We start from the raw sequence: 26,378 nt of genomic DNA on the forward strand, positions 1-26,378 counted from the left end.
AATGTCATCTGCTGCCGCATCGGTCCGAGAGTCAAACCACGTTTCCTTGCGAGATCCGGCCATCGAAGGGCTAAGTGCGCGCAATTTCGAGCTCCTCTCGCGCTATATCTATGACTATAGCGGGATCAAGATGCCGATCGGCAAGAAGACGATGCTGGAAGGCCGCCTGCGCCGTCGGTTGCGCGTGGTCGGCATCGATAGCCTCGACCGTTATTGCGACTATCTGTTCAAGCATGACGGCATCCAGAGCGAGGCCATTCACCTTATCGATGTGGTCACGACCAACAAGACCGACTTCTTTCGGGAGCCGAAACACTTCGAGCATCTGATCGATAACGCGCTACCCAATCTCGTATCCAAGGGACACCGCCGCTTGCGTGTGTGGAGTTCGGCCTGCTCGATCGGTGCCGAGCCCTACACACTTGCCATGGTGATTGAGGATTTCATCAAGGCCAAGGGCGGACCGGATTATTCGATCCTTGCCACCGACCTCTCCACCGATGTGTTGCAGGTCGCCCGGCGCGGTGTCTTCTCGACCGCCATGATCGACCCCGTCGATACCGAGCGACGAAAACGGTATGTGATGGAGCCGCTAGACCGCAATCGCGGCGAAGTACGCATCCATCCCAAGCTGCGGTCGAAGGTGGGCTTTGCCCGGCTGAACCTCATGGATTCGTCCTATGTCGTGGGCGATGCCATGCATGTGATCTTCTGCCGCAACGTGCTCATCTATTTCGACAAGCCGACGCAGGAAAAAGTGCTTCAGCGGCTTTGCGACAAGCTTCTGCCCGGCGGCTATCTCTATGTCGGTCACTCCGAAACCATCACCGGCTTTGATCTGCCCGTAAAGCAGGTTGCCAATACGGTTTTCCAGAAAGTCTGAGCGCTCAAATGGCGAAAAAGATACGTGTGTTGATCGTCGATGATTCCGCGAGCGTCCGCCAGGCGCTGACGCGTGTCTTGGAAGCCGATGGCGATATAGAGGTGATGGGGGTTGCCTCGGATCCCTTTGTTGCAGCGCGCCGCATTCAGGAAGAAGTGCCCGATGTGGTAACGCTGGATGTGGAAATGCCGAAAATGGATGGCATCACCTTCCTGCGTAAACTGATGGCGCAGCATCCGATCCCTGTCGTGATGTGCTCGTCTCTGACAGAGGCTGGATCGCAGACGCTGATGCAGGCGCTGGAAGCCGGTGCGGTGGACATCATTCTCAAGCCGAAGATCGGTGCAGCGGATCACCTTGCCGAAGCCGGCGAGATGATCCGCCAGACGGTCAAGGGGGCAGCTCTTGCCAGAGTGAAATCCGATCGCCGGCGAGTGGCCTTTGCCGGTGCCACGGAAGCCAAGCTGACGGCCGATGCCGTTCTGCCGCCGCCAACCGGACGGGCAATGGCAAAAACCACCGAAATGGTCATCTGCGTCGGTGCCTCCACTGGTGGGACCGAGGCGCTGCGTGAGCTTCTGATGGCGCTTCCGGCCAACGCGCCGGGTATCGTGATTGTTCAGCACATGCCGGAAAAGTTCACATCCGCATTCGCCTCACGGCTCAACACGCTCTGCCAGGTCGAGGTCAAAGAGGCCGAGCACGGCGATCCCGTCTTGCGCGGCCATGTGCTCATTGCCCCCGGCGGACAGCACATGCTGCTGGAGCGGCAAGGGGCCCGCTACATGGTGGCAATCAAGGAAGGCCCCCTTGTGTCGCGCCACCGTCCTTCGGTGGACGTGCTGTTTCGCTCTGCCGCCCGCTCTGCCGGTTCGAATTCCATGGGCGTGATCATGACCGGGATGGGCGATGACGGCGCGCGCGGCATGGACGAAATGCACAAGGCCGGTGCCTTTACGCTGGCGCAGGACGAGGCGACATCCGTGGTCTTTGGCATGCCCAAGGAAGCGATTGCCCGGGGTGGCGTCGACCGGGTGGTGCCCTTGGAACAGATCGCGCGGGAAATCCTGGCCGCCGATCGCCGCCATCTCGCCTGAACAACAATCAGCCGGACGGACGTTCCGGCCGGGAACGCATTAGTAAGAGTAACGAGGGTTCAAGATGAACACCAAGAGATCGCACAAGGCAGCAGAGATATTCGCGCCGACGGCACATATCAGCGCCAAGCTGCAAGAAGCACTGGTCCAGATCGAACAGCGCTTCCTCGATGGCGGAACTGTGCTCGTCTCCGTGCTCGATGTCTTTACCGATCTGTTAGGTGCGCTTGAAGGCATTTCGAATGCGTTGAAGGAGGACGAGGCAGCCGAAGCCACCGGCGAACTCATGCGCACCGGCGAACTGATCGCCGCCCTGCCGGCGCAACAGTTGGAACGGCATCAGCGTTTTGCCCATATCAGCGAACACGGCCAGTCACTGGCAGACGAAGTGGTGGCAATGGAAGATACCCTGCGCTATCTGCGCACCTTTGCCGTCACCGCAAAGATCACGGGCGCCGGAATTGCCGATTTCGCCGGCTTTGCCGAAGAAATTGTCGAGCGCATCCAGTTTGCAAGCTCTGAGGTTAAGGGCTTTGCCGAGCGGATCCATGCGTTGCAGGAACTAATCAGTCACGTCCATATCGGCACCGGGGCGATCGCATCGCCCCGGCACGACATCTCCGCCATCGTCGGTGATCTCAGGCAAAATGCGGAAGCCATCCAGACCCAGCGCACCGCACTTGCCGATATGGCCCGCCAGGTGACGGGTCTTGCCATGAAGGTTCAGGGCCGGCTTGCAAGCACTCTGTCCTCTCTGCAGATCGGAGACGTGACGCGCCAGCGGATCGAACACTGCCAGGCAGCCTTTGAGATCGCGAACGACCATCTTGCCCGCGACGGTGCTGCCTATCTTTCGTCCGATGATCGCAATCGGGTTGTCTTGCTGGCGATCCGGCTCGTGCGCGATCAGCTTGAGGCGATTTCCGTCGACTTCAAGGCGCAGTGCGCGGCGATCGTTCAAAATATCGGTGCCTTTACCAATGACGTGACGGCTTTGATGAACCTGCAGCAAGCCATGCTGCCCGGCAACACAAACACGTCCAAACGTTCGGCCATGGGGCGCGTGCAGGAAAGCCTCGAGACCGCGCGCACTGTCGTGGGGACCATCGAGCAATCCGCAGGTGAAGCCTCACGGCTGAGCGGTGCAGCCAGTTCCATGGTCAAGCACCTGGTGGAAAGTGTGGAAACGATCCAGATCGTCAGAACCGACATCCAGTATATGGCCCTCAATACCAATCTGCGCTGTAGCAAACTGGGCGAAGAAAGCCGTGCCATCAATGTGGTGACAAACGAGTTGCGAGCCTATTCGGCAAGGCTCGATGATGTGACCGACCGCGCCCTGGAAAATCTGAAACAGCTCAACGAGCAGGCGCTGGGTCTGCGCCAGATGCAAGGCGACGACGATGGCGATGCGGGTCCGGATCTCGTGGCGCGCATTGAGATCGCGCTCGCCCATGTCACACTGGCCGGAGAGACCCTCGATGCGAAAGTCGGCGATCTTGTCGATCGTGGTCAGGACGTCGCCATCAAGGTGGCGGCAGCGACCGCGGGGATGGATTTCCATCAGGAGCTGACGACAATCTTGCGCGATTGCTCATCGCTTGCCGCAGCGGCGCTCCCCTATGAGCCGCATTGCGACGGTCTGGAAGACATCTTGGCAGGTGTCTCTGCCGAGATCTTCTCCACCTATACGATGAAGTCGGAGCGCGATGTCCACTCGGTCATCTTCGGCACGCCATCCGGGACTGAAGACAAGGCGGCTCCTGCCGCAGCCCAGAGCATGTCGGACGACGATCTGTTCGACGATGCCCTTTTTTGAGAGCATCGGTTAGGCTTCAGTATTGAATTGACTGTGGTTCAGGCAACCAGTCGAGCGGCCTCGGCCAGATGGGCCTCGTTCGTGCAATATCTGAGCACGCGGGCCAGCACTTCGCGACCGAGAAGCTGGGCATTTTCCTGCGCACGCGGGAGATTGCTGACCTTGTCTGGATCCATCGTGTAAAGCGTTTCGCCGCAGCTGAAGACATCGCGGAAGGCCGCACGCTCGACAATCGGCGTGCCGATCAGATGAACGCGTTTCTCTTTCAGCAGAGCTTTCACACCCTGCAAGGCGCGCGTGGTGATGATCGGATTGATACGTGTCAGCACCACTGAATGCGGAATTCGGATTCCTGCCTTGTCTTCCAGATAATGCAGCAGATCGATCACGTTGGCAGCGCCTTGTGCATCCATGGCCGAGCCCTGAGCCGGGATGAGTACATAATCGGAATAACCGAGTGCCTGGGCCAGAAGCGGGCTTCTGGCGCCCGGGAGATCGAGCAGAACGAAGTCGACATTGTCGCGGTAGTTGCGAATATGCCGTTCCAGATTGGCGCCGGAGACATAGGGAACAACCTCAAGCCGTTCGGGGCAGTTCTTGCCCAACTGCTCATGCCAGCGCGAGATCCAGTGTTGCGGATCGACATCGAGTACTGCGACGCGCAAGCCCATCCGTGCCAGTTCCGTGGCGATCAGAAGAACCGCCGTCGTCTTGCCTGCGCCACCTTTGGTGTTGGCGAAAGTCACTATGGCCATATCCGGTTCCATTCCTGGGGCTGGCTGCGCGCGCAGCCGTTACGTATTCTAAGACCCCTGAATCATGCAGGAAATATGGTTAACCAATGGTGAAACGGGCAGGCCAGAATACGGAATTACCGCGGGGAACTCAGCACGCTAATGCTATTCGAAAGTGTCGGGGCGGACTTCAATTCGACAGTGCGGTATTTCAGGCAGAGACGCCCCTGCCCTTCTCGGCTCGCAGAAGAATGAATCCACCGACCAGCGAGAGAAGCGCCATGCCGAACCAGGTGATGGCATAGGACAGATGGCTGTTGGGGAACTGAATGACCGTCAGTCCCCCAATGGGTGATCCATCGGCTTTGACGCGTGGGCTGGCATCTGCATCGATGAAGAAAGGCGCGACGTTGGTCACATCCAGATGTCCTGCCATTGCCACCACATCGCGCGAATACCAGCGATCGTCATCCGGATTGTTGGATCTGAGCAAGGTCCCGTTCGGCTCGTTCAGGCGCAGGAGCCCGGTTACGGTCACGGGGTCTTGCGCGACGGGCCGGCGCGACTGCGCATCCTTGTCGTCTAGCGGGACAAAGCCGCGATTGACGAACACGGCAGCACCGTCTTCCCTAATCAGCGGCGCAAGGACCCAGTATCCTGGACCGATAGCCGTCGATGCATAGACCAGGGCTTCCTTGCCTTGGGCAAATCGACCGGTCACGCTGACATGGCGATATTCGTCATCGGCCGCAGTGATCGAGGCCCAGTTCGACGGGTCGGGCAATGCTGATGCAGGCGCATGAACGCGGGCATCGACACGGGCGATGAGATCACGCTTCCACTGAAGGCGCTCCACCTGCCAGATGCCAAGCGCCACAAAGATCGCAACGAAGAAAAGCGAAAGACCAGCCAGAACAAGCATGCGCGATCTACGCGGGCGCGTTGGCGATGCTGTTGGCTGATCGGGAGTGTCTGTCATGGTTGTCTCGCGACCTCTTCCCGTCATTTGCAGACGGGAAGAGCGTTGATGCGAATAGCTATGGCCCTTTAGGGAAGGTTTTTCATCATCTCGGGCGACATGGGCATCATGTTGGTGTTGAGGTGATGCATGACCCAGAGCGATCCGGTCAGGCCGATCAGAACCAGCACGACCGTGAACATCAGCGCCATCATGTTCCATCCACCTTCGGACTTGGTGTCCAGGTGCAGGAAGTAGACCATGTGCACGACGATCTGAACGAGCGCGAAGGCCATGACCAGAGTGGCCGTCAGTGTGCTGCTGGCAAAGACCTCGCCCATGACCAGCCAGAAGGGGATGGCCGTCAAGATGACCGACAGCACGAAGCCTGTCATGTAGGACTTGAACGAACCATGGCTGGCATGATCGCCGTGATGATGATCGTGGCTGTGATCAGCGGCAGTATCTGAATGGGTTGGTGCGCTCATCACAGGACTCCCATGAGGTAGACGAAGGAAAAGACGCCGATCCAGATGACGTCAAGGAAGTGCCAGAACATCGAAAGGCACATCAAGCGACGCTTGTTCTCCGGGATCAGGCCATAACGGGATACCTGAACCATCAGAGTGACCATCCAGACGAGGCCGGTGGTGACGTGAAGACCGTGGGTACCCACCAGTGTGAAGAAGGCTGACAGGAAGGCGCTGCGGCCAGGCCCTGCCCCTTCATGGATCAAGGTCGAGAACTCGTAGAGTTCGATGCACAGGAAGGCCAGACCAAACAGACCGGTTAGAGCCAACCAACCCAGAACCGCATTCTTTGCACCCTTTTCCATCTGCAGCATGGCAAAGCCGTAGGTGATGGACGAGAACAACAGCATGGCAGTGTTGACGGCCACCAATGGAAGCTCGAACAATTCCTTTGGATTCGGGCCTCCGGCATAACTGTGGCCGAGCACGGCATAGGTTGCAAACAGCATCGCAAAGATGAGGCAGTCGCTCATCAGATAGATCCAGAACCCGACCATCGTGCCGGATTCCGGGTGATGCTCGGTGGTCATGTAGAAGTCCGGCTTCTTGCCGTTTTCAACGATCACGTCAGTCATGGATCAAGCCTCCGCCGCAAGGATGCGGGTGCGTTCTCTTTCAACGCGATCCACTTCCTCTGCAGGAATGTAGAAATCGCGCTTGTAGTTGAAGGTGTGGGCGATGGTAACGCCGACGATGGCAACGAAGGACAGAACTGCCAGCCACCAGATATGCCAGACCATGGCAAAGCCGAAGGCAACGCTCAGACCGCCGATAATCACACCTGTTGCCGTGCTCTTCGGCATATGGATCGGAATGAAACCTTCCTCAGGGCGTTTATAGCCGTGCTTCTTCATGAACCACCATTCATCGTGATCGTGAACGATCGGTGTGAATGCATAGTTGTAGGAAGGCGGTGGCGATGATGTCGACCATTCCAGCGTCCGGGCACCCCATGGGTCGCCGCTCACATCCTTCAGCTGCTCGCGATTTTTGACGCTGACAACAATCTGGATGAGGAAGGCAGCGATGCCGAGTGCGATCAGGAAGGCACCAAAGGCTGCGATAATGAACCAGATCTGCAAGGACGGGTCGTCAAACTGGTTCATACGGCGGGTCACGCCCATCAGCCCCAGAACATAGAGCGGCATGAAGGCGAAGTAGAAGCCGGTCAGCCAGAACCAGAAGGACATCTTGCCCCAGAACGCATCGAGCTTGAAGCCGAACGCCTTGGGGAACCAGAAGTTGATGCCGGCGAAGACGCCGAAGACAACGCCACCGATGATCACGTTATGGAAGTGGGCGATCAGGAACAGCGAGTTGTGCAGCACGAAGTCGGCCGGTGGAACGGCCAGCAGAACGCCGGTCATACCGCCGATGACGAAGGTCACCATGAAGCCGATGGTCCACAGCATGGGCACTTCATAGCGAATGCGCCCGTGATACATGGTGAAAAGCCAGTTGAACATCTTCGCGCCCGTGGGGATCGAGATGATCATGGTGGTGATGCCGAAGAAGGCGTTGACGCTGGCACCCGATCCCATGGTGAAGAAGTGGTGCAGCCAGACCATGTAGGACAACAGCGTGATAACCACCGTCGCGTAGACCATGGATGTGTAGCCGAACAGGCGCTTGCCCGAGAAGGTCGAGACCACTTCGGAAAAGACGCCAAACAGGGGAAGAATGAGGATGTAGACTTCCGGGTGGCCCCAGATCCAGATCAAGTTCACATACATCATGGCGTTGCCGCCCATGTCATTTGTGAAGAAGTGCATGTCCGCATAGCGATCAAGGGTCAGGAGCGCCAGAACGGCTGTCAGAACGGGGAATGCGGCAACGATCAGAACGTTGGTGCAAAATGCAGTCCAGGTGAAGATTGGCATCTTCATCATGGACATGCCGGGAGCGCGCATCTTCAAGATGGTGGCGATCAGATTGACCCCGGACAACAGCGTTCCGATACCGGCGATCTGCAGACCCCAGATATAATAATCGACCCCGACATCCGGACTATAGATGATGCCCGACAGCGGAGGATAGGCCAGCCAGCCGGTCTTTGCGAACTCGCCGATAAACAGCGAAATCATCACAACCACGCCGCCAGCCACGGTCATCCAGAAGCTGAAATTGTTGAGGAACGGAAACGACACGTCGCGGGCACCGATCTGCAACGGCACGACGAAGTTCATCAGGCCGGTAACGAAAGGCATGGCCACGAAGAAGATCATGATCACGCCATGGGCGGTGAAGATCTGGTCGTAGTGATGCGGCGGCAAAAAGCCTTCGGAACCATTGAAGGCAATGGCCTGCTGCAAACGCATCATCAGCGCGTCGGCAAAACCGCGCAACAGCATGATGATGGCGAAGAAGATATACATGATGCCGATCTTCTTGTGGTCGATCGACGTGAACCATTCGTTCCAGAGGTAACCCCAGAGACGAAAATAGGTAAGCGCGCCCAGGACCGCGATACCGCCGAGAGCCACCACCGCAAAGGTGACGACAAGAATTGGCTCGTGCAGCGGGATCACATCCCATGTCAGCTTGCCAAATATAAATTTCATCAAATCCGGATCTGATAGCATCGGATTTCCTTAATGCTGAACGTCTTTTCCATATCCGGGCGGTGATGCACCGGACGCCATTTTTTCCGCATGGGCCGAAACCCACAAGGCTTCGCCATCGTGTCAGGGCAGGTAACGCTTCCGTTCATCGATGGCTGCCGATTGCTGAGGCAAGTTTTCCGGTGCGCGGCAAATCATGCCCGCATCGATCATCGCCATTTCACTCATGCACATGTTGGATGGATCTGCGCACATGTTGAGGATGGCGGTGTAAAGCTCGGGATCGGTGCCGCCATAGTAATGGACCGGCTCCTTCTCGCTCGGCTTTTCGAGTTCCAGATAGACATCGCGTGTCAGTTTCTGGTCGTCGTTTCTGACCTTGTCGACCCATTGATCGAAATCGGCCTGCTCAAGCCCTTTGAATTTGAAACGCATGTTGGAAAAGCCTGCGCCGCTATAGTTTGCGGAGAAGCCGTCATAATCGCCCGGTTTGTTGATGACCGCATGCAGCTTCGTTTCCATACCCGCCATGGCATAGATCTGTCCGGCAAGGGCGGGCACATAAAACGAGTTCATGACCGAGGATGCCGTGATCTTGAAGTTGATCGGAACATCGACCGGAGCCGCGAGTTCATTCACGGTAGCAATACCGAGATCGGGATAGATGAACAGCCACTTCCAGTCGAGCGCGACAACTTCCACCGTCAGCGGCTTCACATCGGCCGGGATTTCCTTTGTCGCGGAAATACGGTCGAGCGGCCGGTAGGGATCAAGCGTATGCGTGCTGATCCAGGTGATGGCGCCAAGGGCAATGATGATGGCCAGCGGAGCAGACCAGATGATCACCTCGAGCTTCGTGGAGTGACTCCACTCGGGATCGTATTTGGCTTCCGTGTTCGACTGTCGATAACGCCAGGCAAAGAACAGCGTGAGGAATATGACCGGGACGACCACAATGAGCATGAGGATTGTCGATACGACAATCAGATCACGCTGCTGCGAGGCGATATCGCCAGATGGCGCCATGACGACGAGATTGCACGAGGAGAGAATCGCCGCGAGGGACGCTACAACTGCCAATCTGCAAAGATTTTTGAACGGAGTGCGCAAGCTTTCATTTCCAAGTTGTCTGCCCTCCCAGGAACCAGATCATAATTGATCGCAATCAAATTACGATGAGGTAAGATGCCGCGCCCCCAAAAAAATGCCGGGACCAAGTTGGAAGATCAGCGAGACACGAATGCAGAAGGCATTTTTCAACACGTATGATAATTTTCTTATAAGCGATTTGACGGCCATTGGCCACCGGCGCATACTACGCAATCAAATGCTGCGGTTAACGGGATGTGTGGTATCGGGTTCGCCACAACTGCTTTCACACCGATAATGGCAGCGCCGAAATAACGGAGACGACATGAGCGCAGGAATTTTTACGATGGATCAACCCACATCGTCCGATATGGAACGCGATGCCCGCTCAATGCATGCGGATACCGGCTCGAATCCGGGCAATATTGCGCTTGGCGTCATCATCGGACGGTCCTCCGAGTTTTTTGACTTCTTCGTTTACGCAATCGCCTCGGTGCTTGTGTTTCCAGCGCATTTCTTTCCCATGTATGACCGCCTCACCGGGATTTTGCTGTCTTTTGCAATCTTCTCGCTGGCCTTCATTGCACGACCTATCGGCACGGTTGTCTTCACAGCGATCGACCGGGTCTATGGACGCGGCACCAAACTGATCGTGGCACTCTTCGTTCTGGGCGGTTCCACGGCCGCCATAAGCTTTCTGCCAAGCTATGATGTCATCGGCAGCCTGGCGATTATTCTCCTCATCATCTTCAGGCTCGGCCAGGGCTTCGCACTTGGCGGCGCCTGGGATGGACTTGCCTCGCTTCTGGCGCTCAATGCACCGCATAACCGGCGCGGCTGGTATGCCATGATGCCGCAGCTCGGAGCCCCGCTCGGCTTCATTCTTGCCAGTGGCCTGTTTGCCTTCTTCTATGCCTCTTTGAGCTCGGCAGACTTCCTCGACTGGGGCTGGCGCTATCCGTTCTTCGTCGCCTTTGCCATCAACGTGGTCGCTCTCTTCGCTCGCTTGCGGCTGGTGGCGACAACGGAATTCGGCTCCATGCTCGACCGTCTGGAACTGGCACCCGTGCGCACCATAGACCTTCTGCGCAACCATGGTCTGGACGTGCTGATCGGTACGTTTACGCCGCTTGCAAGTTTTGCCATGTTCCATCTGGTCACTGTGTTTCCGCTCAGCTGGATCAGTCTTTACTCCCAGCACGAGATCACCAGCTTCCTGTTGGTTGAAATGGTTGGTGCGTTGATCTGTACCGGTACGATCATCTTTTCCGGCGTTCTTGCCGACCGTATCGGCAGACGTGGCCAGTTGGCGGTTGCCGCCGTCATCATCGCCATCTTCAGCGTCACTGCACCCTTCATGCTGGCGGCCGGCACCTGGGGTGAAGATGCCTTCGTGCTGATCGGCTTTGCTGTTCTCGGCCTGTCCTTCGGTCAGGCGGCCGGTGCCGTGTCGTCGCGGTTCGGACGGGAGTATCGCTATTCCGGTGCCGCCCTCACATCCAATCTGGCATGGGTGATCGGCGCCGGCTTCGCACCGCTTGTGGCCCTGGGCGTCGCCAGCACATTTGGCGTCCAATATGTCGGCATCTATCTTCTGTCGGGTGCGCTCTGTACGCTCGGCGCACTGGCTGTCAGCCGCAAGCTGGAACTTTCGGAAGATTGATCGGCGTCCGGCCAATTCCGTTGGCCAATACAATCCGGAATGATAGACGGCCCGGCATTCGCCGGGCCGTTGCCGTTTTAACGAAACAAGCTCGCACGGCTATTATTTTGCCTTGGCAACCGCCATCAGCGACAGGATCTCGAACAACATCTGCGCGCCGGCATGTGCGGTGTTGGTCGTCGCGTCATATTGTGGTGCGACCTCGACGACATCGCCGCCGATGAGATTAAGTCCGGTCAGGCCGCGTAACAGGGCCTGCGCCTCGCGGGTTGTCAGGCCGCCCACTTCCGGCGTGCCGGTCCCGGGTGCAAAGGCTGGATCGAGGCTATCGACGTCGAAGGAGAGGTAGACCGGCATGTCGCCCACAAGGGTCTTGGCCTTTGCGATCGCCGCATCGATGCCCATCGCGGCGAATTCTTCGGCGTGAATAACCGTCATGCCGGAATCATAGGAGAACTCCCACAGCATTTCCGCAGAGCCGCGGATACCGATCTGGATGGTGTGGCGCGGATCGAGCTTGCCTTCCAGAACGGCATGACGGAACGGGCCGCCGTGATGGAACCGGTTACCCTCGAACGGGCCGCCGGTGTCGCAATGGGCGTCGATATGGATCATTGCCACCGGACCGTATTTAGCGCCAAGGGCCCGCAAAATCGGCAGGGAGATCGAATGATCGCCTCCGACCGAAAGCGGAAGAACGCCCTGGGCAACAATTGCCGCCACCGCCTTTTCAATATCGTCGTGGCATCCGGGCAGATCGTAGCGGCTGCGGAAATTGACGTCGCCAACATCGGCGACGTTGAGGTCGAAAGTCGGCGCGACTTTCAAGACGTGGTTATAAGGCCCGATGCGTTCGATGCTGCGAAGTGCGCGCGGTCCAAAACGGCAGCCATTGCGGTTGGAGATCGCCAGATCCATCGGCATGCCGATCAAGGCCACGTCGAGATCGGAAAAATCGGGGGCATTCCAGTCGATATTGCGCGCCGGCGCATCGAGCAGTGTCGGAAAGCCGGCATAGGGAGCGACACGCTTGCCGCTCGGATCGATGACGCGGTCGGCGACGGAGGCAAAGTGTTCGTCATGGATGATGGATTCTGCCGCACCGGTATAGCGCTTCTTCAAATAATCCAGATGATTGTCCGACATTGTCGTTCCTTGGTTCTTGGCAACTGCAGCAAATTAACAGCGACGCTGGCATCGTCTGAGCCGATGATGCGCAGCGCGGCGTGACACGCAAGGTCATTTTCTGAAAATCACGCTGCGATGTTGCAGGCAGCTCAGCTTTTATAATCCCGCTGCTGAAACGGGATCTCTTCGATACGCTGGCGGATCATGGCGATCAGGTGCTGTTCGGCGCGGTTGAGTCTGGTGCTTGGATTGGTGACCACGTGAATGTCGATTGCCGGCGGGGCATCATAGGGAGGCAGGCGCCATAAAAGGCCGGCTTCCACATCCTTTTTGGCGACATGGATCGGCAAGGGACCAATTCCCAGACCCGCCAGGATCATGCGTCGCACTTCCTCCAGGCTGGAGGAGACGCCGACAACCCGGTCTTCCAGTTCGGCCTCGGCCCTCACCAAAGCCACCGGGCGCAAGGCGTCCGACAACCTGTCGGTGCGAAACGACACCGATGTCTCTCCGCGAAGATCGGACATGCTGAGACCCTCGCGGCCGAACAGGCGATGCTGCGGGCCGCAGAAGAAGCCGAAATACTCGCGAAAGAGACGGGCATAATTCAGTTGCGGCTGCTTTTCGTGGACCAGACAGATGCCAATGCTTGCCTGCCGCTGCCGCACGGCCTGAATGACGTCATGGCTTGTCATGACATCGATGCCGAGTGTGGCGCCCGGATAGCTGCGGTGGAAGGTGGAGAGCACCTCGTCCAGCACCGGCGAAACGACATGGCTTGCCATTGCGAGTGTCACATGGCCGGACACTTCTTCATCCATATCGCGAATGAGGATGCTGAGACGCGATATGCTGCCGAAGATCTCGACTGCCTCGTCATAGAGCAACTGTCCGGCAGGCGTGACTTCGAAGCGTCCCGGCGCCCGGACGATCAAACGCTTCGCCAACCGTTGCTCGAGGCGTTGAAGCGCATTGGACACAGTTGGCTGTTTCAGGCTGAGGGCGTTGGCAGCAGCGGTAATGCCCTGCTCCTCAACGATGACCAGAAAGGTGCGGATCAGGTTCCAGTCCAGATCCCAGACCATGCGGCCTTCCTTGGTGGGCGCAGCGCTCAGGCGATTGATCACGTGACATTCCCCAAATCTATATCAACAATTCTCATTATCTATTTTGAGAATGTCACTTTTTCGGGCCAAACTCCAGACAACAAAAAAGAACGGGAACAGTGGTCGTGCTCGCACGGTCATGCCAAATCAGACGGAACTTCAGGATGAGCGATAAGGCGTATACGGCACGCCCATGGATATTGCTGTCTCCAGCACTGGCTGCGGTGGCCTTTTTGCTGGCCGTGCCGGTGATGTTCATCATTGTCTATTCGTTCTGGCTGCGATCCGCAGCAGGTGCCGAGATTCCAGGCTTTTACCTCGACAATTGGCACGAGGTGTTTAGCGATCCCTTCTACCGGGACATCCTGTTCAGCACCTTGCGCATCGCTGCCATCACCACGGTTTTCTGCGCTCTGCTTGGCTATGTGCCCGCCTATTTCGTCGCCATGTCGCAAACCAGATTCAAGACGCTACTCCTGTTGCTGCTGATCCTTCCCTTCTGGATCAGCTACATCATCCGAACCATGTCGTGGATCAATATTCTGGGAGCCAGCGGCGCGCTGAACCGGATACTCATCTATTTCGGCCTGATTTCGGAGCCTGTTCAGTTTCTCTACAATGAGTGGGCAGTCATTCTGGGACTGGTGCATTTTCTGCTGCCCTTCATGGTGCTCAACGTCTTTGTCAGCATCGATGGCATCGACCGCAATCTGCTCGACGCCGCGCGGTCGCTGGGAGCTTCCGGCTTCCAGTCGTTCCGGGAAGTCACCCTCCCCTTGTCGCTGCCGGGGCTGGCGGCCGGCGGACTGCTCTGCTTCGTCTTGTCGGCTGGCACCTATATCACGCCGCTCATTCTGGGCGGACCGCGTGATGCCATGTTTGCCAATCTGGTGTTCGAGGCGATCATAACGCAGCTCAACTGGCCGCTCGGCTCTGCACTGTCGATCGTGCTTCTGGTCGTCCTCGGTGCCATCGTCGCCGTCTACAACCGCCTGGCCGGGCTTGGCCAGATCGCAAAGTCATTCGGATGAGGGGAAGCATCATGTCGGGCTGGTCCTTCATCAGGCTCTATACCATTCTTGTCTATCTCTTCATGTTCCTGCCGGTCGCAGTGGTCGTGTTGCTGTCCTTCAATTCCAGCCAGTTCGGCGCCTTTCCCATGGAAGGTTTGAGCTTCCGCTGGTTCGTGCGGCTGTGGGAAAATGAGGCGATTGTGCGAGCCTTCCGCGTCTCCCTCATTCTGGGCGCGCTGACGGCCGTCATCTCCACCGTCATCGGTATTCTGGCGGCCCTTGCATTGGTGCGCTACCGCTTTCCCGGCAAAGGGGCTGTCACCACACTCCTGATTGCACCGCTTCTGATCCCCGAAGTGGTTCTGGCCGTGGCCCTGCTTCTGTTCTTGCGCTGGCTGCAATTGCCCAAGAGCTTCGTGCTTCTGCTGCTCGGCCACGTCATCTTCACGCTGCCCTTCGTCGTGCTTGTGGTGCAGGCAAGGCTGGTGGCCATGAAGCCTGAATATGAAGAGGCAGCGCGCAGTCTCGGGGCCAATCCGGTGCAGACCTTCTTTGCCGTGACGCTGCCGCTTCTGCTGCCAGCCGTTCTGGCCGGAATGCTGTTTGCCTTCACCATGTCCTTCGACGACGTCACCGGAACCATGTTCTGGAAACCCGGTGGGGTGGAAACCGTGCCGACGCAGATCTTTGCCATGCTGCGCAATTCGATATCGCCAGAGATCAACGCTTTGGGCACGGTGATGATCGCTTTCACCATCCTGATGCCCGTGCTTGGCATGGCCATCGCCCGAAAACTCACCGCCAACCGTAGATGACAATCGCATGGAGCCATGGTCCGCAGCTCACCGAACAAGAGCGGGCATATTTTGCAAAATGGAGTATTCAATATGGATGATACCAAGCGCTATGAGCGACTACTCGACCGTTACCGCGATGGCAGTGTCAGCCGCCGCAGCTTTCTCGGTCTGATCGGCGCTTCGGCTGCCGCCTATGGCGTCATGGGCAGCCCTTTCACCAAGTTCGCGCATGCGGCAACGCCTGATCAGATCCGTTTCGACGGCTGGGGCGGCGTGGTGTCGGAAGCATTCCGCAAATATGCGTTCGATCCCTACACGGCCAAAACCGGCATCAAAGTGGTCGACGGCACCTTTGGCGGCGCCGATGAGTATATCGCCCGCATTCGTTCCGGCCAGCCGGGTGAGTTCAATCTGGCGCATCTGTCCGGTGTGTTCGACTATTCCCGCTATCACGAGCTTGGCCTGACATCGGAACTGAACGAAGCCAATATTCCGAACCTGTCCAATGTCATCCCGGCGCTGCAGGACGTGTTCCGCAAGATCACCGACGGCAAGCTTTCGGCTGTTCCCTACGACTATGGCACCACCAGCATTGCCTATAACCGCAAGTTCATCTCCGATGACGAGGTCAAGGAAAAGGGCGCCAAGATCCTGCTCGACGCCAAATACAAGGGCAAGATCGGCGGCTGGAGCGATTGGAAGACCCGTATCTGGTACGGTGCGCTGCAGACCGATCAGGACCCCAACGACATCAAGGACATCGATGCCGTATGGGATGCGATCCGTACCAACCGCGATCTCGTCCTGAAATACTGGACCTCGGGCGCGGAACTGATGAGCCTTCTGACGGAAGAGGAAATCTACGTGACCGAAGGCTGGTCGGGCCGCATCAAGGCCTTGCAGGACCAGGGCCACGACATCGGCTATTTCGATCCCAAGGGCGGACTGGGCTGGCAGGAATGCATCTTCGTCATCAAGGGCAGCCCGATGGAAGCCTGCGAGGAACTGGTCAACTTCATGCTGGAGCCGGAAGTGGCGATTGCGGTTGCCGAAGGCCAGTTGTACCCGCCGTCCCTCGACCCGCAAAAGGTCGAACTGACCGACAAGATCAAGTCGCTTCCAGCCTTTGATCCGACCGGTACGCTGGCAGGTCTCAACTTCTTCAACGCCGATTACTGGAACGGCCATGAAGCGGAATGGTCCAAGACCTATTCGCGCGTCGAACGCGGCTACTGAGCAAAACCTCCGGAACGCCTCTTCGGGCGTTCCGGAATACATAGTATTCGATGGAGTGATCCGCATGACGGAAATTGCAGGCAAGGCCGTGGAACTGCGCGGTATCGTCAAGCGCTTTGGTGCCGTTACGGCCGTGCACAGGATGGACCTGTCGATTGACGAGGGCAGCTTTGTCACCCTGCTCGGCCCTTCGGGTTGTGGCAAGACCACGACCTTGCGCATGATTGCCGGTCTGCTCGATCCCAGCGAAGGCGAGATCACGATCAAGGGAAAGAGTGTCACCCGGACCCCGATCCACAAGCGCAATCTGGGCATCGTGTTTCAGAACTATGCCCTCTTTCCCCACAAAACCATTTACGACAATGTCGCGTTCGGTCTGAAATACCGCAGCCAGAGCCAGAGCGATATCGATACCAAGGTGCGTCAGGCGCTGGATCTCGTGCAGTTGCCGGACCTGTCCAACCGCTTCCCACGCGAGCTGTCCGGCGGTCAGCAACAGCGCATCGCCCTTGCCCGCGCCATCGTCATTGAGCCCGACGTATTGTTGCTCGATGAGCCCCTGTCGGCGCTCGATGCCAATCTTCGCGAGGACATGCGGGTGGAATTGAAGCGCATTCAGGCGCAGCTCGGCATCACCACCATTTTCGTCACCCACGATCAGTCCGAAGCGCTGGCCATGTCCGACAAGATCGTCGTCATGAGCAAGGGGCATATCGAGCAGATCGGCGATCCGGAGGAGGTGTATGTCAATCCGGCCTCGGCCTTCGTTGCCCGCTTTCTCGGCAACTCCAATCTGGTGGAGGGCAAGATTACCGCCCGCACCGGCAGCGACGTGAATGTGGCGATTGGCGGCTTTGGGAGCTTGAAGGTGCCGGTTGGACGCTCCCGCGACATGGCAGACGGCGAACGGTCGATGGTGGTGGTGCGTGCCGAACGGCTCTATCTCGACCAGTCCGGAGCGGATGTTCCGCCCGATGCAATCTCGCTTCCGGCGGAAATTACTGCGGTGGACTATCAAGGCCAGGCGGCGCGCTATTTCGTCGCTGTCGGCGGCAAATCCCTGCAGGCCATCAATCCGATTGAAACGCACCCCTATCGTCAGGGAGACAAGGTGCGCGCAGTCATTCGCGGTCGCGACTGTGCCCTCGTTCCCTTTGAGGCAAACCTATGACCAGCAGGCAGCATGCTCCGTCCAACCTCTTCTATCAGACCCGCCAGCGGCGCCCGACCGTTGGCGAGGCACGCGGTATCTACATCTGGGATGCGGATGGAAAACGCTATATCGACGGATCGAGCGGCGCGATGGTGTCGAATATCGGCCACGGCAACGAACACGTTCTGGCTGCCATGCGATCCCAGATGGACAAGACCACCTTTGCCTATCGCCTGCATTTCGAAAACGAGCCGGCAGAAAAGCTGGCGCAGATGACGGCTGCGCGCATGCCGGACGGCCTCAACAAGGTGTTCTTCGTTTCCGGCGGGTCGGAGGCCGTGGAAAGCGCGATCAAGCTGGCGCGCCAGTATGCGCTGGCCGTTGGCGAGGAAAGCCGCTGGAAGATCATATCACGCTATCCATCCTATCATGGCTCCACACTGGGGGCTCTGGCACTGACCGGCATGGAAAACATGAGCGCGCCATTTGCGCCGATGCTGCGGGAAATGCCGAAGGTACCGGCCCCTACCTGCTATCTCGATCACGACGATCTTTCGATGGAAGACCGTGGCCTTCGTTATGCTGAGATGCTGCGTGCCGAGATCCTGGCGCAAGGACCGGAAACTGTGCTTGCCTTCATTATGGAACCGGTCGGCGGGGCTTCGACTGGCGCACTGGTTGCGCCAGACAGCTATTACAAACGCGTGCAGGAGATCTGCCGCGAGTTCAACATCTTGCTGATCCTCGATGAGGTGATGACCGGTGCCGGGCGCACAGGTCGTTTTCTCGCAGCCGAACACTTCGGTTTGCAGCCCGATATCATCGCGCTCTCCAAGGGCTTTGCAGCGGGCTATGCGCCACTGGGTGCCATGGTCGCGCATGAGCGTTTGGTGGAGCCTGTGCTGGCAAAAGGCGGGTTCATTCATGGCTATACATATGCCGGAAATCCGCTGGCCTGTGCCGCAGGCGTGGCCGTGCTCGAAGAGGTCGACCGCCTGTCGTTGTGCCAAAACGCCGAAGACATTGGCGACCGTCTGAAGGCCGAGTTGACCGGGCTGAAGGCTCGATACCCCTTTATCGGCGATGTCCGTGGAAAGGGCCTGCTGCTGGCCTTCGAGCTGGTCTCGGATTTGGACACCATGGCACCGCTGCCAAAGGCCATGGATGCGCATATTCATCTGGTGGAAGAGGCCTATTCGCGTGGCTTGATCCTCTATTCGCGCCGCACCCGCGGCGGTGTCGAGGGCGATCATTTCCTCGTCTGCCCGCCGCTGATCCTGACGGAACCGCAGATCGGTGAAATCATGGAAATCCTGACGGACAGTCTGGATGCCTTTGCCGACAAGTTCGATCTCCCACGGGGAAATCGCATGTCATGACGGGCAAGATCATCCTCACCTGCGCACTGACAGGATCCATTCACACGCCGACCATGAGCCCGCATCTGCCAGTCACGGCAGACGAGATGACCACGCAGGCGCTGGCGGCGGCTGAGGCCGGAGCATCCATTCTGCATCTTCATGCGCGGGACCCGGAAACGGGCATGCCCAGTGCCCGCCCGGACGATTTCATGGGGTTTTTGCCGCGCATCAAGCAGTCGACGGATGCCGTTCTCAACATCTCCACCGGCGGGTCCTCTCAGATGACGCTGGAAGAGCGTCTGGCACCGGCCATGGCCGCGCAACCGGAAATGTGCTCGCTCAATATGGGCTCGATGAATTTCGGCATTTTTCCTTTGGCAGAGCGATACGAAGACTGGAAGCACGGCTGGGAGCAGCCGTTTTTGCGCGCCACCAAGAATGTGGTGTTCAAGAATACTTTTGCCGATATCGAACATATCCTGACCGCGCTTGGCGACGGCTGCGGCACGCGCTTCGAATTCGAGTGCTACGATGCCGGGCACATCCAGACGGTGGCCTATTATCTCAAGCAGGGCATGCTCAAACCGCCGATCTTCATCCAGTTCGTGCTGGGAATTCTGGGGGGCATCGATGCCAGCCCTGAAAGCCTGATCTTTCTGAAATCGACTGCTGACCGGCTTTTGGGCAATGCCTATCAATTCTCGGTTTTGGCGGCTGGACGTCATCAGATGCGGCTCGGTGCCATGGGGGCCGTGATGGGTGGAAATGTGCGGGTCGGGCTGGAGGACAGCCTGACCACCGGCGCCGGACGGGAGCTCGCCCCTGACAACGCCCATCAGGTGGCGCGCATCCGTCGTATCGTCGAAGATATGGGCCTGGACGTCGCGACACCGCAGGAAGCGCGAAAGATGCTCGATCTCAAGGGAGGCGACCGTGTTGCGTTCTAAGATTGTGCCGACGCTTTGCCACGCAGGCCATACCTTTTACAGGCAGATAAGCTCATGAAAACCGTCTTTCACGATGAACAGCGCCACCACGATCCGAAACATTTCCTGTCGTCGGGCGCACAGCAACCGAACCCGGAAGTCCCCGAGCGTGTCGAGCGCCTTTTGGCCGGTGCAGGTGCTGCAGGCCTCAAAACGGTGGCCCCGATCGATCACGGCCTGTCGCCCATTGCCGCCGTCCACTCACCGGAATATCTCCAGTTCCTGCAAAATATCCATGAGCGCTGGATGCGGATCGAGAATGGCTCTGCCGAGGTGATCCCCAATATCCATCCCGACCGCCGCGATCTGACTTATCCAGCTTCTGCCGTCGGCCAGGCCGGATATCACATGGCAGATACGTCGTGTCCGATTTCTGCCGACACATGGAACTCGGCCTACTGGAGCGCACAAACGGCAACACATGCAGCGCAGATGCTGCTGTCGGGAGAGGAAGATGCCGTCTATGCCTTGTCGCGACCGCCCGGCCACCATGCCTTTGCCGACCTCGCCGGTGGCTTCTGCTTTCTCAACAATTCAGGCATTGCGGCACAAAGTCTTCGCAAGAGCCACGACCGTGTCGCCATATTGGACGTCGATCTGCATCACGGCAATGGAACCCAAGGCATGTTCTATTCCAGAGCCGATGTCCTGACGGTCTCGATCCATGCCGATCCGGTCCGATTTTATCCGTTCTTCTGGGGCCATGTCGCAGAGCGCGGCCAAGGCGCGGGCCTCGGCTACAATCTCAACCTTCCGCTGGCCCGCCATTCCGCAGACGACGCATTTCTGGCAGCACTGGATACAGCCCTTGTGCGCATTCGCGCCTTTGCGCCCGGCGCTCTCGTCGTCGCTCTGGGGCTGGACGCCTTCGAAGGCGATCCCTTTGGCGGCTTGTCGGTCTCCACCGGCGGCTTCTCCAAGATCGGCGAGCGTTGTGCTTCGCTCGGCCTGCCCACCGCGATTGTGCAGGAGGGTGGCTATCTCTGCGATGCGCTTGGCGACAACCTGACATCCTTCCTCAATGGATTTCAGCAAGGGCGAAACGGCTGATCAGCCTTTAAGAATGCTGCGGCGCGATCTGTGCAACGATCAGACTGGACAGGGCTTCCACCAGTGCCGCATCCGCGCCGCGTCGGGGGACCAGTACGAATTCCACGTCTTCCAGCACCGGAAGCCGTTCTCCGGTTATTTCCCTGAGGCCCGACGGTGCCATGCTGCGGGGCTGGACCAGCACGCCCATGCCGGCACGGGCGGCAGCCGTCAGGCCACTGAGGCTGCCGCAGGTGCACACAATCCGCCAGGGCACATTGCCGCGATCAAGTGCCTCCTGAGCCACCCGTCTGGTAATTGAGGGTGGTGGAAATGCAATGAGTGGCAGGACATCGCTGCGCGACAGGATAAAGTCCGGGTCCCTTGCCAGCCACACCAGCGGCTCGCGATAAAGAAGCCGGCCGTGGGTTTCGCCCAGATGACGTTTGGCAAGCACCAGATCGAGATCCCCTGTCTCCTGCATCTGATAGAGCGAAGCGCTGAGCGCCACGGTCAATTCGAGGTCGACCAGCGGATGCTGGCGGATGAAATCTTCGAGGATTGATGTCAGTCTGCTGGCAACCACGTCCTCGGACACACCAAGCCGTAACTGTCCGCGAAGGCGGCCCTCGCCGAACCGGGCAGCAATCTTGCCATCAAGATCCAGCATCGCCCTTGCATAACCCAGTAACGCTTCGCCTTCCGCCGTCAGCTTTACCCGGTGGGTATCGCGAAAGACGAGTTTGCGGTCGAGTGATTTTTCCAGGCGCTGAATGTGTTGCGTGACTGTCGACTGACCGATCCCGAGCCGCGCGCCGGTTTCTGTGAAGCTGCCGGTTGTATGCAGGATGACAAAGCTGTTCAGATGGGCAAGATTGAGCATGTTATCGGCTTTCGTGATAACTGTTAGTGTTTGCGTTGTAGGTCGTGATAAGCGAAATGAAAAGTTCAATATGAGGAACTGTCCCCGATGAGTCGCTTTGCGCCCGACCGCTTCACGATCTTGCTGATCTGCACTGTCATCCTGGCATCCATGCTGCCGATTGATGGCGTCTACGCCGAATGGTTCGGCGTGGCGACGGATATCGCCATCGGATTGCTGTTCTTCCTCCATGGCGCGCGCCTGTCGCGCCAGACGGTCGTGGCCGGCGCCCTGCATTGGCGCTTGCATCTGACGATCCTGCTCACGACATTTGCGATCTTCCCGGTTCTGGGCCTGATGATCGGCTTTATTCCGCAAAGCATTCTGGCGCCGCCACTCTATATGGGCATCCTGTTCCTCTGCGTGCTGCCATCAACCGTGCAGTCGTCGATCGCATTTACCTCAATGGCGGGCGGCAATGTGCCGGCGGCCGTCGTTGCCGCGTCCGGTTCCAATATCCTTGGCATGTTCCTGACGCCGCTTTTGACAGGTCTGCTGTTGTCGACCACAGGCAATGGCGGCTTTTCCTGGGATGCACTGGAAAGCATCATGCTGCAATTGCTGCTGCCTTTCGTCGTCGGTCAGCTTCTTCAGCCCTGGATTGGCGACTGGATCCGCTCGAAGAAGAAAATTCTGGCACCGGTCGACCGCGGTTCCATTCTGATGGTGGTCTATCTTGCGTTTTCCGAAGCGGTGATCGAGGGCCTGTGGCACACCTTTACCATCACCGACATCGCAACCGTGATTGTCGTCGACATGGTTCTGCTCGCAGTCGTCCTAGCCGTCACCATGTATGGCAGCCGACTTCTCGGCTTCAACAAGGAAGACGAAATCACCATTACCTTCTGCGGGTCGAAGAAATCGCTGGCAAGCGGGGTCCCGATGGCCAATGCCATCTTCGCCAACCAGTCATCTTCTGTTGGTGCGATCGTTCTGCCGCTGATGCTGTTCCACCAGATCCAGTTGATGGCCTGCGCGATCATTGCCCAAAAATATGCAAAACGGCTTGTCCACGATGATCCGGTCCCGGCACCAGCTCAATAACGCCGCGATACGCGCCTGCTGACAGCTGTCTTGATTAGACCTAAGGTGCGTCCGGTTGAGGATTGGGCGAAGCGCTTCAGGGCTCATCGCCTGCAGGGTGCAAGTCGCGGAGGGATCATGAAACTTGCCTTTATCGGATTTGGCGAAGCTGCACGGGCATTTGCGGATAGCTTGGCCGAGCAGGCAAGCGTGGAGATCACCGCTGCCTATGATGTTCGGCAGGTCGAGGCGATGAGCGAGGCCTGCAAAGCGAGGGGCATTTGTTTTTGTGCAACCCCCGCAGAGGCAATCGCCGGGGCAGACTGGATCATCAGTGCCGTCACGGCCGACCAGAGCCTTGATGCCGCAAAGGCCATTGCCGACAGCCTGCTGCCGGGCCAGACCTTCATCGACATCAATTCCGTTTCCCCGGACCGCAAGCGCGAAACCGCCTTACTGGTGGAGGGGAAACAAGCCGGCTATCTCGACATGGCCGTGATGGCACCGGTGCATCCGCGGGGTCATGCGACGCCAGTGCTGATTGCCGGAAAGCTGGCACAAGACATGGCAGCCGATCTTCAAAAGCTTGGCTTCAAACTGGAGATTGTAAGCCAAGAGCCCGGTGCTGCCACCGCGATCAAGATGGTGCGGTCCCTGTTTGTGAAGGGACTTGAGGCGCTGACGGTCGAGACGCTGCTGGCAGCCTCCGTTTCCGGTTGCTTCGACCGCGTCTTCTCGTCGCTCTCGAACAGTTATCCGGGGCTGGGCTGGCCGGATGTCGCGACCTATAATTTCGAGCGCACGCTGCAACATGGCGCACGCCGCGCAGCCGAAATGCGCGAAAGTGCTGCAACGCTGACGGCACTTGGCCTGACCGGCGCGCTTGCCGATTGCATAGCAGATGTTCAGGCCGCCATGGGGGGCGTTTCGGCCACATCGCTCAGCGATGCACCGCTTTCCGAGGCAATTGCCGAGATTGCCCGACTTCGCCTCGTAAAACGCGAAGGCTGAACGGCCCGAGACAATCCCGGACCGTTTCAAGTTATCTCAGTCGTTGATGGTTCAGACCGGAACAGAGAGAACGCAGACACAGTCGCCCGGCTTTACCAGGCCCGGTACATGTCGCGCTGTCAGGATACCGTCCATCTTGGCGCGAACCTCGATCGGTTCGATGCCGGTTCTGGCAATGGGCGACACACGGGCGATGACCATGCCCTGCTGGACCTGGTCACCCAGATCGACGAGCAATTCGATCAAGCCGCCGTCATCGGCAAAATAGAAGCAGTCATTGCCCGGCATATCCAGCCATTGGGTCTTGTTTGCCTCAACCTCACCCTCCAGAATGCCGGCGGCCTTCAAGAGGTTGTTGATGCCGCGTTTGGCGATCGCTGCACTTTTCGCCGTCGCTGTGCCGGCACCACCCAGTTCCGTGGTGATGAAGGTTTTGCCCATGTCTTCGGCGGCAGTGTCATACATGCCGACGGAATCGATCTCCAGCATCTTCATCGAGTAAGGTGCGCCGAAGGCTTCTACGAATTCGAAGGATTTCGCCTCCTGCATCTTGTCGGGCAGGATATGCGCGGCACAAAAGGGCAGGAAATCCAGCGTGCGTCCACCCGAGTGGAAATCAAGCACGATATCCGCCAGCGGCAGCAATTCGCGCTGGAAATAGTCAGCGATCTTCTCGGTCACCGTTCCATCCGGGCGACCCGGAAAGCTGCGATTGAGATTGCCCTTGTCGATGGGCGAGGTGCGCGTGCCGGCGGCGAAGGCGGGATAATTCATCGCCGGGACGATGATCACACGTCCGGTGATATCCTCCGCCTTCAGGGTGCGCGCCAGTTCATAGAGCGCAATCGGGCCTTCATATTCATCGCCGTGATTGCCGCCGGTCAGAAGGGCCGTTGGCCCCACGCCATTGTTGACCACTGTCAACGGGATCATCACCGATCCCCAGGCGGAGTCATCGCGGCTGAAGGGCAGACGCAGGAAGCCGTGCTGCACACCGTCGGTGTAAAAATCGACGGTGGCAACAATCGGCGAAGGACGCAGGCCAGTCTGGACGTTCATCGGTTCAGTCTTTCACGACAAGTTTGCGCGGCACATTAGAGAGGCATTCCACGCCGTTTTCGGTAATCAGGATGCTTTCGGTGGTCTCGAAGCCCATATCTTCCAGCCAGAGACCGGTCATGAAGTGGAAGGTCATTCCGGCTTCCAGAACGGTCTTGTCGCCCGGGCGCAGGCTCATCGTGCGCTCGCCCCAATCCGGCGGATAGGACAGCCCGATGGGGTAACCGGTGCGGTTGTCCTTGACGATGCCGTATTTGTTGAGGACCGCGAAGAAGGCGTTGGCGATGTCCTCGCAGGTGTTGCCGGGCTTGGCCACGGCGAGACCGGCTTCCATGCCCTCGAGCGTTGCCTTTTCCGCATCGATGAAGGCCTGCGTGGGTTTGCCGAGGAACACCGTGCGCGATAGCGGCACGTGATAGCGATTGTAACAGCCGGCAATCTCGAAGAAGGTCCCCTCGCCCGATTTCATCGGTCGGTCATCCCAGGTCAAATGCGGTGCGGATGCTTCGACGCCCGATGGCAGTAGCGGAACGATGGCCGGATAATCGCCACCGATCCAACCGTCCGGTCCCTGCACACCCCGCGTACCAGCGTCATAGATGTCGGCCACCAGATCGCATTTGCGCATGCCGACTTCCATCTTGTCGAAGATGCGCTGATGCATGGCTTCGACGATCCGCGCGGCATTGCGCATGTATTTGATTTCGGTCTCGCTCTTGACCGCACGCTGCCAGTTGACCAGCGCGGTCGCATCGACAAAACGGGCATTGGGGAGGTTCTTGACGAGCGAGGCGAAGGCGGCTGCCGAGAACCAGTAATTGTCCATCTCCACGCCGATGGTAAGCTTGCCATAGCCCTTGTCGGCCAGAACGTCCGACAGATAATCCATGGGATGGCGCTCGGTGGACTGCACATAGTTATCGGGATAGCCGATGATGTTGTCGTGCTTGATATAGGCCGTCAGCTTGGCACCATTGCCATCCTGTCCGCGCCCGAACCACATCGGTTCGCCAGATGGCGGCACGATCACACCCTGATGCACATAGAATGACCATCCGTCATAGCCGGTCAGCCAATTCATGTTGGAAGGGTCGCTGACGATCAGGAGATCGATGCCCTTGGCCTCCATGGCGCGGCGGGTCTTGGCAAGACGCGCCTCGTATTCGGCAAGAGAGAATTTGAGATTGGGTTGGGTCATGCGTCTTCCCTCATTGACCGGT

The 26,378-nt window shown here is 58.3% G+C and carries 24 protein-coding genes; 13 read left to right on the top strand and 11 right to left on the bottom strand.

What is annotated here, in order from left to right; genetic code table 11:
- Position 1 precedes the first annotated feature (1 nt).
- The 3 genes from ACQQ2Q_RS19115 (at position 2) to ACQQ2Q_RS19125 (ending at position 3,799) form a co-directional block, all read left to right on the top strand.
- Positions 2–883, top strand: a complete 882-nt coding sequence (locus tag ACQQ2Q_RS19115; protein ID WP_428188840.1) for a CheR family methyltransferase — start codon at positions 2–4, stop codon at positions 881–883.
- Positions 884–891: 8 nt separating this feature from the next.
- Positions 892–1,980, top strand: coding sequence for a protein-glutamate methylesterase/protein-glutamine glutaminase (locus ACQQ2Q_RS19120; protein ID WP_428188721.1), 1,089 nt, complete (start codon positions 892–894; stop codon positions 1,978–1,980).
- 64 nt (positions 1,981–2,044) lie between these two features.
- Positions 2,045–3,799, top strand: coding sequence for a hypothetical protein (locus ACQQ2Q_RS19125; RefSeq protein ID WP_428188722.1), 1,755 nt, complete (start codon positions 2,045–2,047; stop codon positions 3,797–3,799).
- Positions 3,800–3,837: 38 nt separating this feature from the next.
- Here the strand turns inward: ACQQ2Q_RS19125 and ACQQ2Q_RS19130 are convergent, their stop codons facing one another.
- From ACQQ2Q_RS19130 to cyoA, 6 genes are all read right to left on the bottom strand, one after another.
- Positions 3,838–4,554, bottom strand: a complete 717-nt coding sequence (locus ACQQ2Q_RS19130) for a ParA family protein (RefSeq protein ID WP_428188723.1) — start codon at positions 4,552–4,554, stop codon at positions 3,838–3,840.
- Between the two features lie 190 nt (positions 4,555–4,744).
- On the bottom strand, positions 4,745–5,512 hold the full coding sequence (locus ACQQ2Q_RS19135; RefSeq protein WP_428188724.1) for an SURF1 family protein: 768 nt from the start codon (positions 5,510–5,512) through the stop codon (positions 4,745–4,747).
- Between the two features lie 68 nt (positions 5,513–5,580).
- Positions 5,581–5,979: a cytochrome o ubiquinol oxidase subunit IV gene (cyoD, locus tag ACQQ2Q_RS19140; RefSeq protein WP_428188725.1), complete on the bottom strand. Its 399-nt coding sequence runs from the start codon at positions 5,977–5,979 to the stop codon at positions 5,581–5,583.
- Positions 5,979–6,596 (bottom strand): cytochrome o ubiquinol oxidase subunit III, encoded by a 618-nt coding sequence (gene cyoC / locus ACQQ2Q_RS19145; protein ID WP_428188726.1) that lies wholly within the window; start codon positions 6,594–6,596, stop codon positions 5,979–5,981. The genes cyoD and cyoC overlap by 1 nt, the downstream gene beginning before the upstream one ends.
- A gap of 3 nt (positions 6,597–6,599) precedes the next feature.
- Positions 6,600–8,603 (bottom strand): cytochrome o ubiquinol oxidase subunit I, encoded by a 2,004-nt coding sequence (gene cyoB, locus ACQQ2Q_RS19150; RefSeq protein WP_428188727.1) that lies wholly within the window; start codon positions 8,601–8,603, stop codon positions 6,600–6,602.
- 102 nt (positions 8,604–8,705) lie between these two features.
- Positions 8,706–9,662: a ubiquinol oxidase subunit II gene (gene cyoA, locus ACQQ2Q_RS19155; RefSeq protein ID WP_428188728.1), complete on the bottom strand. Its 957-nt coding sequence runs from the start codon at positions 9,660–9,662 to the stop codon at positions 8,706–8,708.
- A 334-nt stretch (positions 9,663–9,996) separates the two neighbouring features.
- Here cyoA and ACQQ2Q_RS19160 point away from each other — a divergent pair, with 334 nt between their 5' ends.
- A complete protein-coding gene (locus ACQQ2Q_RS19160) occupies positions 9,997–11,334 on the top strand; it encodes an MFS transporter (RefSeq protein ID WP_428188729.1) in 1,338 nt (445 codons plus the stop codon).
- Between the two features lie 102 nt (positions 11,335–11,436).
- Here the strand turns inward: ACQQ2Q_RS19160 and speB are convergent, their stop codons facing one another.
- Positions 11,437–12,480 (bottom strand): agmatinase, encoded by a 1,044-nt coding sequence (gene speB, locus ACQQ2Q_RS19165; RefSeq protein WP_428188730.1) that lies wholly within the window; start codon positions 12,478–12,480, stop codon positions 11,437–11,439.
- A 131-nt stretch (positions 12,481–12,611) separates the two neighbouring features.
- The gene (locus ACQQ2Q_RS19170) at positions 12,612–13,589 is read right to left on the bottom strand and encodes a LysR family transcriptional regulator (RefSeq protein WP_428188731.1); all 978 of its coding nucleotides are present in this window, start codon (positions 13,587–13,589) and stop codon (positions 12,612–12,614) included.
- A gap of 143 nt (positions 13,590–13,732) precedes the next feature.
- On the opposite strand from ACQQ2Q_RS19170, the gene ACQQ2Q_RS19175 reads away from it, so the two are divergent.
- From ACQQ2Q_RS19175 to ACQQ2Q_RS19205, 7 genes are all read left to right on the top strand, one after another.
- The gene (locus ACQQ2Q_RS19175) at positions 13,733–14,599 is read left to right on the top strand and encodes an ABC transporter permease (protein ID WP_428188732.1); all 867 of its coding nucleotides are present in this window, start codon (positions 13,733–13,735) and stop codon (positions 14,597–14,599) included.
- An 11-nt stretch (positions 14,600–14,610) separates the two neighbouring features.
- Positions 14,611–15,396: an ABC transporter permease gene (locus tag ACQQ2Q_RS19180; protein WP_428188733.1), complete on the top strand. Its 786-nt coding sequence runs from the start codon at positions 14,611–14,613 to the stop codon at positions 15,394–15,396.
- 72 nt (positions 15,397–15,468) lie between these two features.
- Entirely contained in the window at positions 15,469–16,614 is a 1,146-nt protein-coding gene (locus ACQQ2Q_RS19185) for an ABC transporter substrate-binding protein (RefSeq protein ID WP_428188734.1), read from the top strand.
- Between the two features lie 64 nt (positions 16,615–16,678).
- Entirely contained in the window at positions 16,679–17,785 is a 1,107-nt protein-coding gene (locus ACQQ2Q_RS19190; RefSeq protein ID WP_428188735.1) for an ABC transporter ATP-binding protein, read from the top strand.
- The gene (locus ACQQ2Q_RS19195) at positions 17,782–19,146 is read left to right on the top strand and encodes an aspartate aminotransferase family protein (RefSeq protein ID WP_428188736.1); all 1,365 of its coding nucleotides are present in this window, start codon (positions 17,782–17,784) and stop codon (positions 19,144–19,146) included. Before ACQQ2Q_RS19190 ends, ACQQ2Q_RS19195 begins: the two co-directional genes overlap by 4 nt.
- Positions 19,143–20,075: a 3-keto-5-aminohexanoate cleavage protein gene (locus tag ACQQ2Q_RS19200; RefSeq protein ID WP_428188737.1), complete on the top strand. Its 933-nt coding sequence runs from the start codon at positions 19,143–19,145 to the stop codon at positions 20,073–20,075. The genes ACQQ2Q_RS19195 and ACQQ2Q_RS19200 overlap by 4 nt, the downstream gene beginning before the upstream one ends.
- Before the next feature lie 54 nt (positions 20,076–20,129).
- The gene (locus ACQQ2Q_RS19205) at positions 20,130–21,164 is read left to right on the top strand and encodes a histone deacetylase family protein (protein ID WP_428188738.1); all 1,035 of its coding nucleotides are present in this window, start codon (positions 20,130–20,132) and stop codon (positions 21,162–21,164) included.
- A gap of 7 nt (positions 21,165–21,171) precedes the next feature.
- On the opposite strand, the gene ACQQ2Q_RS19210 is transcribed toward ACQQ2Q_RS19205, so the two are convergent.
- Positions 21,172–22,026: a LysR family transcriptional regulator gene (locus ACQQ2Q_RS19210; protein ID WP_428188739.1), complete on the bottom strand. Its 855-nt coding sequence runs from the start codon at positions 22,024–22,026 to the stop codon at positions 21,172–21,174.
- A gap of 87 nt (positions 22,027–22,113) precedes the next feature.
- On the opposite strand from ACQQ2Q_RS19210, the gene ACQQ2Q_RS19215 reads away from it, so the two are divergent.
- Positions 22,114–23,109: a bile acid:sodium symporter family protein gene (locus tag ACQQ2Q_RS19215; RefSeq protein WP_428188740.1), complete on the top strand. Its 996-nt coding sequence runs from the start codon at positions 22,114–22,116 to the stop codon at positions 23,107–23,109.
- 117 nt (positions 23,110–23,226) lie between these two features.
- Positions 23,227–24,099 carry a DUF1932 domain-containing protein gene (locus ACQQ2Q_RS19220; protein ID WP_428188741.1) on the top strand — a complete coding sequence of 291 codons (873 nt, stop codon included), beginning with the start codon at positions 23,227–23,229 and terminating at the stop codon, positions 24,097–24,099.
- Between the two features lie 51 nt (positions 24,100–24,150).
- On the opposite strand, the gene doeB is transcribed toward ACQQ2Q_RS19220, so the two are convergent.
- Positions 24,151–25,158 carry a N(2)-acetyl-L-2,4-diaminobutanoate deacetylase DoeB gene (doeB, locus tag ACQQ2Q_RS19225; protein ID WP_428188742.1) on the bottom strand — a complete coding sequence of 336 codons (1,008 nt, stop codon included), beginning with the start codon at positions 25,156–25,158 and terminating at the stop codon, positions 24,151–24,153.
- A 4-nt stretch (positions 25,159–25,162) separates the two neighbouring features.
- The gene (doeA, locus tag ACQQ2Q_RS19230; protein ID WP_428188743.1) at positions 25,163–26,356 is read right to left on the bottom strand and encodes an ectoine hydrolase DoeA; all 1,194 of its coding nucleotides are present in this window, start codon (positions 26,354–26,356) and stop codon (positions 25,163–25,165) included.
- Positions 26,357–26,378 lie beyond the last annotated feature (22 nt).

Source organism: Agrobacterium sp. ES01, assembly GCF_050320885.1.
GTDB lineage: Bacteria > Pseudomonadota > Alphaproteobacteria > Rhizobiales > Rhizobiaceae > Allorhizobium.

What these genes read in the sequence shown, in the direction of transcription:
- ACQQ2Q_RS19115 (WP_428188840.1), top strand. Translation starts at nt 2, where the DNA reads ATGTCATCTGCTGCCGCATCGGTCCGAGAGTCAAACCACGTTTCCTTG.
- ACQQ2Q_RS19120 (WP_428188721.1), top strand. Translation starts at nt 892, where the DNA reads ATGGCGAAAAAGATACGTGTGTTGATCGTCGATGATTCCGCGAGCGTC.
- ACQQ2Q_RS19125 (WP_428188722.1), top strand. Translation starts at nt 2,045, where the DNA reads ATGAACACCAAGAGATCGCACAAGGCAGCAGAGATATTCGCGCCGACG.
- ACQQ2Q_RS19130 (WP_428188723.1), bottom strand. Translation starts at nt 4,554, where the DNA reads ATGGCCATAGTGACTTTCGCCAACACCAAAGGTGGCGCAGGCAAGACG.
- ACQQ2Q_RS19135 (WP_428188724.1), bottom strand. Translation starts at nt 5,512, where the DNA reads ATGACAGACACTCCCGATCAGCCAACAGCATCGCCAACGCGCCCGCGT.
- cyoD (WP_428188725.1), bottom strand. Translation starts at nt 5,979, where the DNA reads ATGAGCGCACCAACCCATTCAGATACTGCCGCTGATCACAGCCACGAT.
- cyoC (WP_428188726.1), bottom strand. Translation starts at nt 6,596, where the DNA reads ATGACTGACGTGATCGTTGAAAACGGCAAGAAGCCGGACTTCTACATG.
- cyoB (WP_428188727.1), bottom strand. Translation starts at nt 8,603, where the DNA reads ATGCTATCAGATCCGGATTTGATGAAATTTATATTTGGCAAGCTGACA.
- ACQQ2Q_RS19160 (WP_428188729.1), top strand. Translation starts at nt 9,997, where the DNA reads ATGAGCGCAGGAATTTTTACGATGGATCAACCCACATCGTCCGATATG.
- speB (WP_428188730.1), bottom strand. Translation starts at nt 12,480, where the DNA reads ATGTCGGACAATCATCTGGATTATTTGAAGAAGCGCTATACCGGTGCG.
- ACQQ2Q_RS19175 (WP_428188732.1), top strand. Translation starts at nt 13,733, where the DNA reads ATGAGCGATAAGGCGTATACGGCACGCCCATGGATATTGCTGTCTCCA.
- ACQQ2Q_RS19180 (WP_428188733.1), top strand. Translation starts at nt 14,611, where the DNA reads ATGTCGGGCTGGTCCTTCATCAGGCTCTATACCATTCTTGTCTATCTC.
- ACQQ2Q_RS19185 (WP_428188734.1), top strand. Translation starts at nt 15,469, where the DNA reads ATGGATGATACCAAGCGCTATGAGCGACTACTCGACCGTTACCGCGAT.
- ACQQ2Q_RS19190 (WP_428188735.1), top strand. Translation starts at nt 16,679, where the DNA reads ATGACGGAAATTGCAGGCAAGGCCGTGGAACTGCGCGGTATCGTCAAG.
- ACQQ2Q_RS19195 (WP_428188736.1), top strand. Translation starts at nt 17,782, where the DNA reads ATGACCAGCAGGCAGCATGCTCCGTCCAACCTCTTCTATCAGACCCGC.
- ACQQ2Q_RS19200 (WP_428188737.1), top strand. Translation starts at nt 19,143, where the DNA reads ATGACGGGCAAGATCATCCTCACCTGCGCACTGACAGGATCCATTCAC.
- ACQQ2Q_RS19205 (WP_428188738.1), top strand. Translation starts at nt 20,130, where the DNA reads ATGAAAACCGTCTTTCACGATGAACAGCGCCACCACGATCCGAAACAT.
- ACQQ2Q_RS19210 (WP_428188739.1), bottom strand. Translation starts at nt 22,026, where the DNA reads ATGCTCAATCTTGCCCATCTGAACAGCTTTGTCATCCTGCATACAACC.
- ACQQ2Q_RS19215 (WP_428188740.1), top strand. Translation starts at nt 22,114, where the DNA reads ATGAGTCGCTTTGCGCCCGACCGCTTCACGATCTTGCTGATCTGCACT.
- ACQQ2Q_RS19220 (WP_428188741.1), top strand. Translation starts at nt 23,227, where the DNA reads ATGAAACTTGCCTTTATCGGATTTGGCGAAGCTGCACGGGCATTTGCG.
- doeB (WP_428188742.1), bottom strand. Translation starts at nt 25,158, where the DNA reads ATGAACGTCCAGACTGGCCTGCGTCCTTCGCCGATTGTTGCCACCGTC.
- doeA (WP_428188743.1), bottom strand. Translation starts at nt 26,356, where the DNA reads ATGACCCAACCCAATCTCAAATTCTCTCTTGCCGAATACGAGGCGCGT.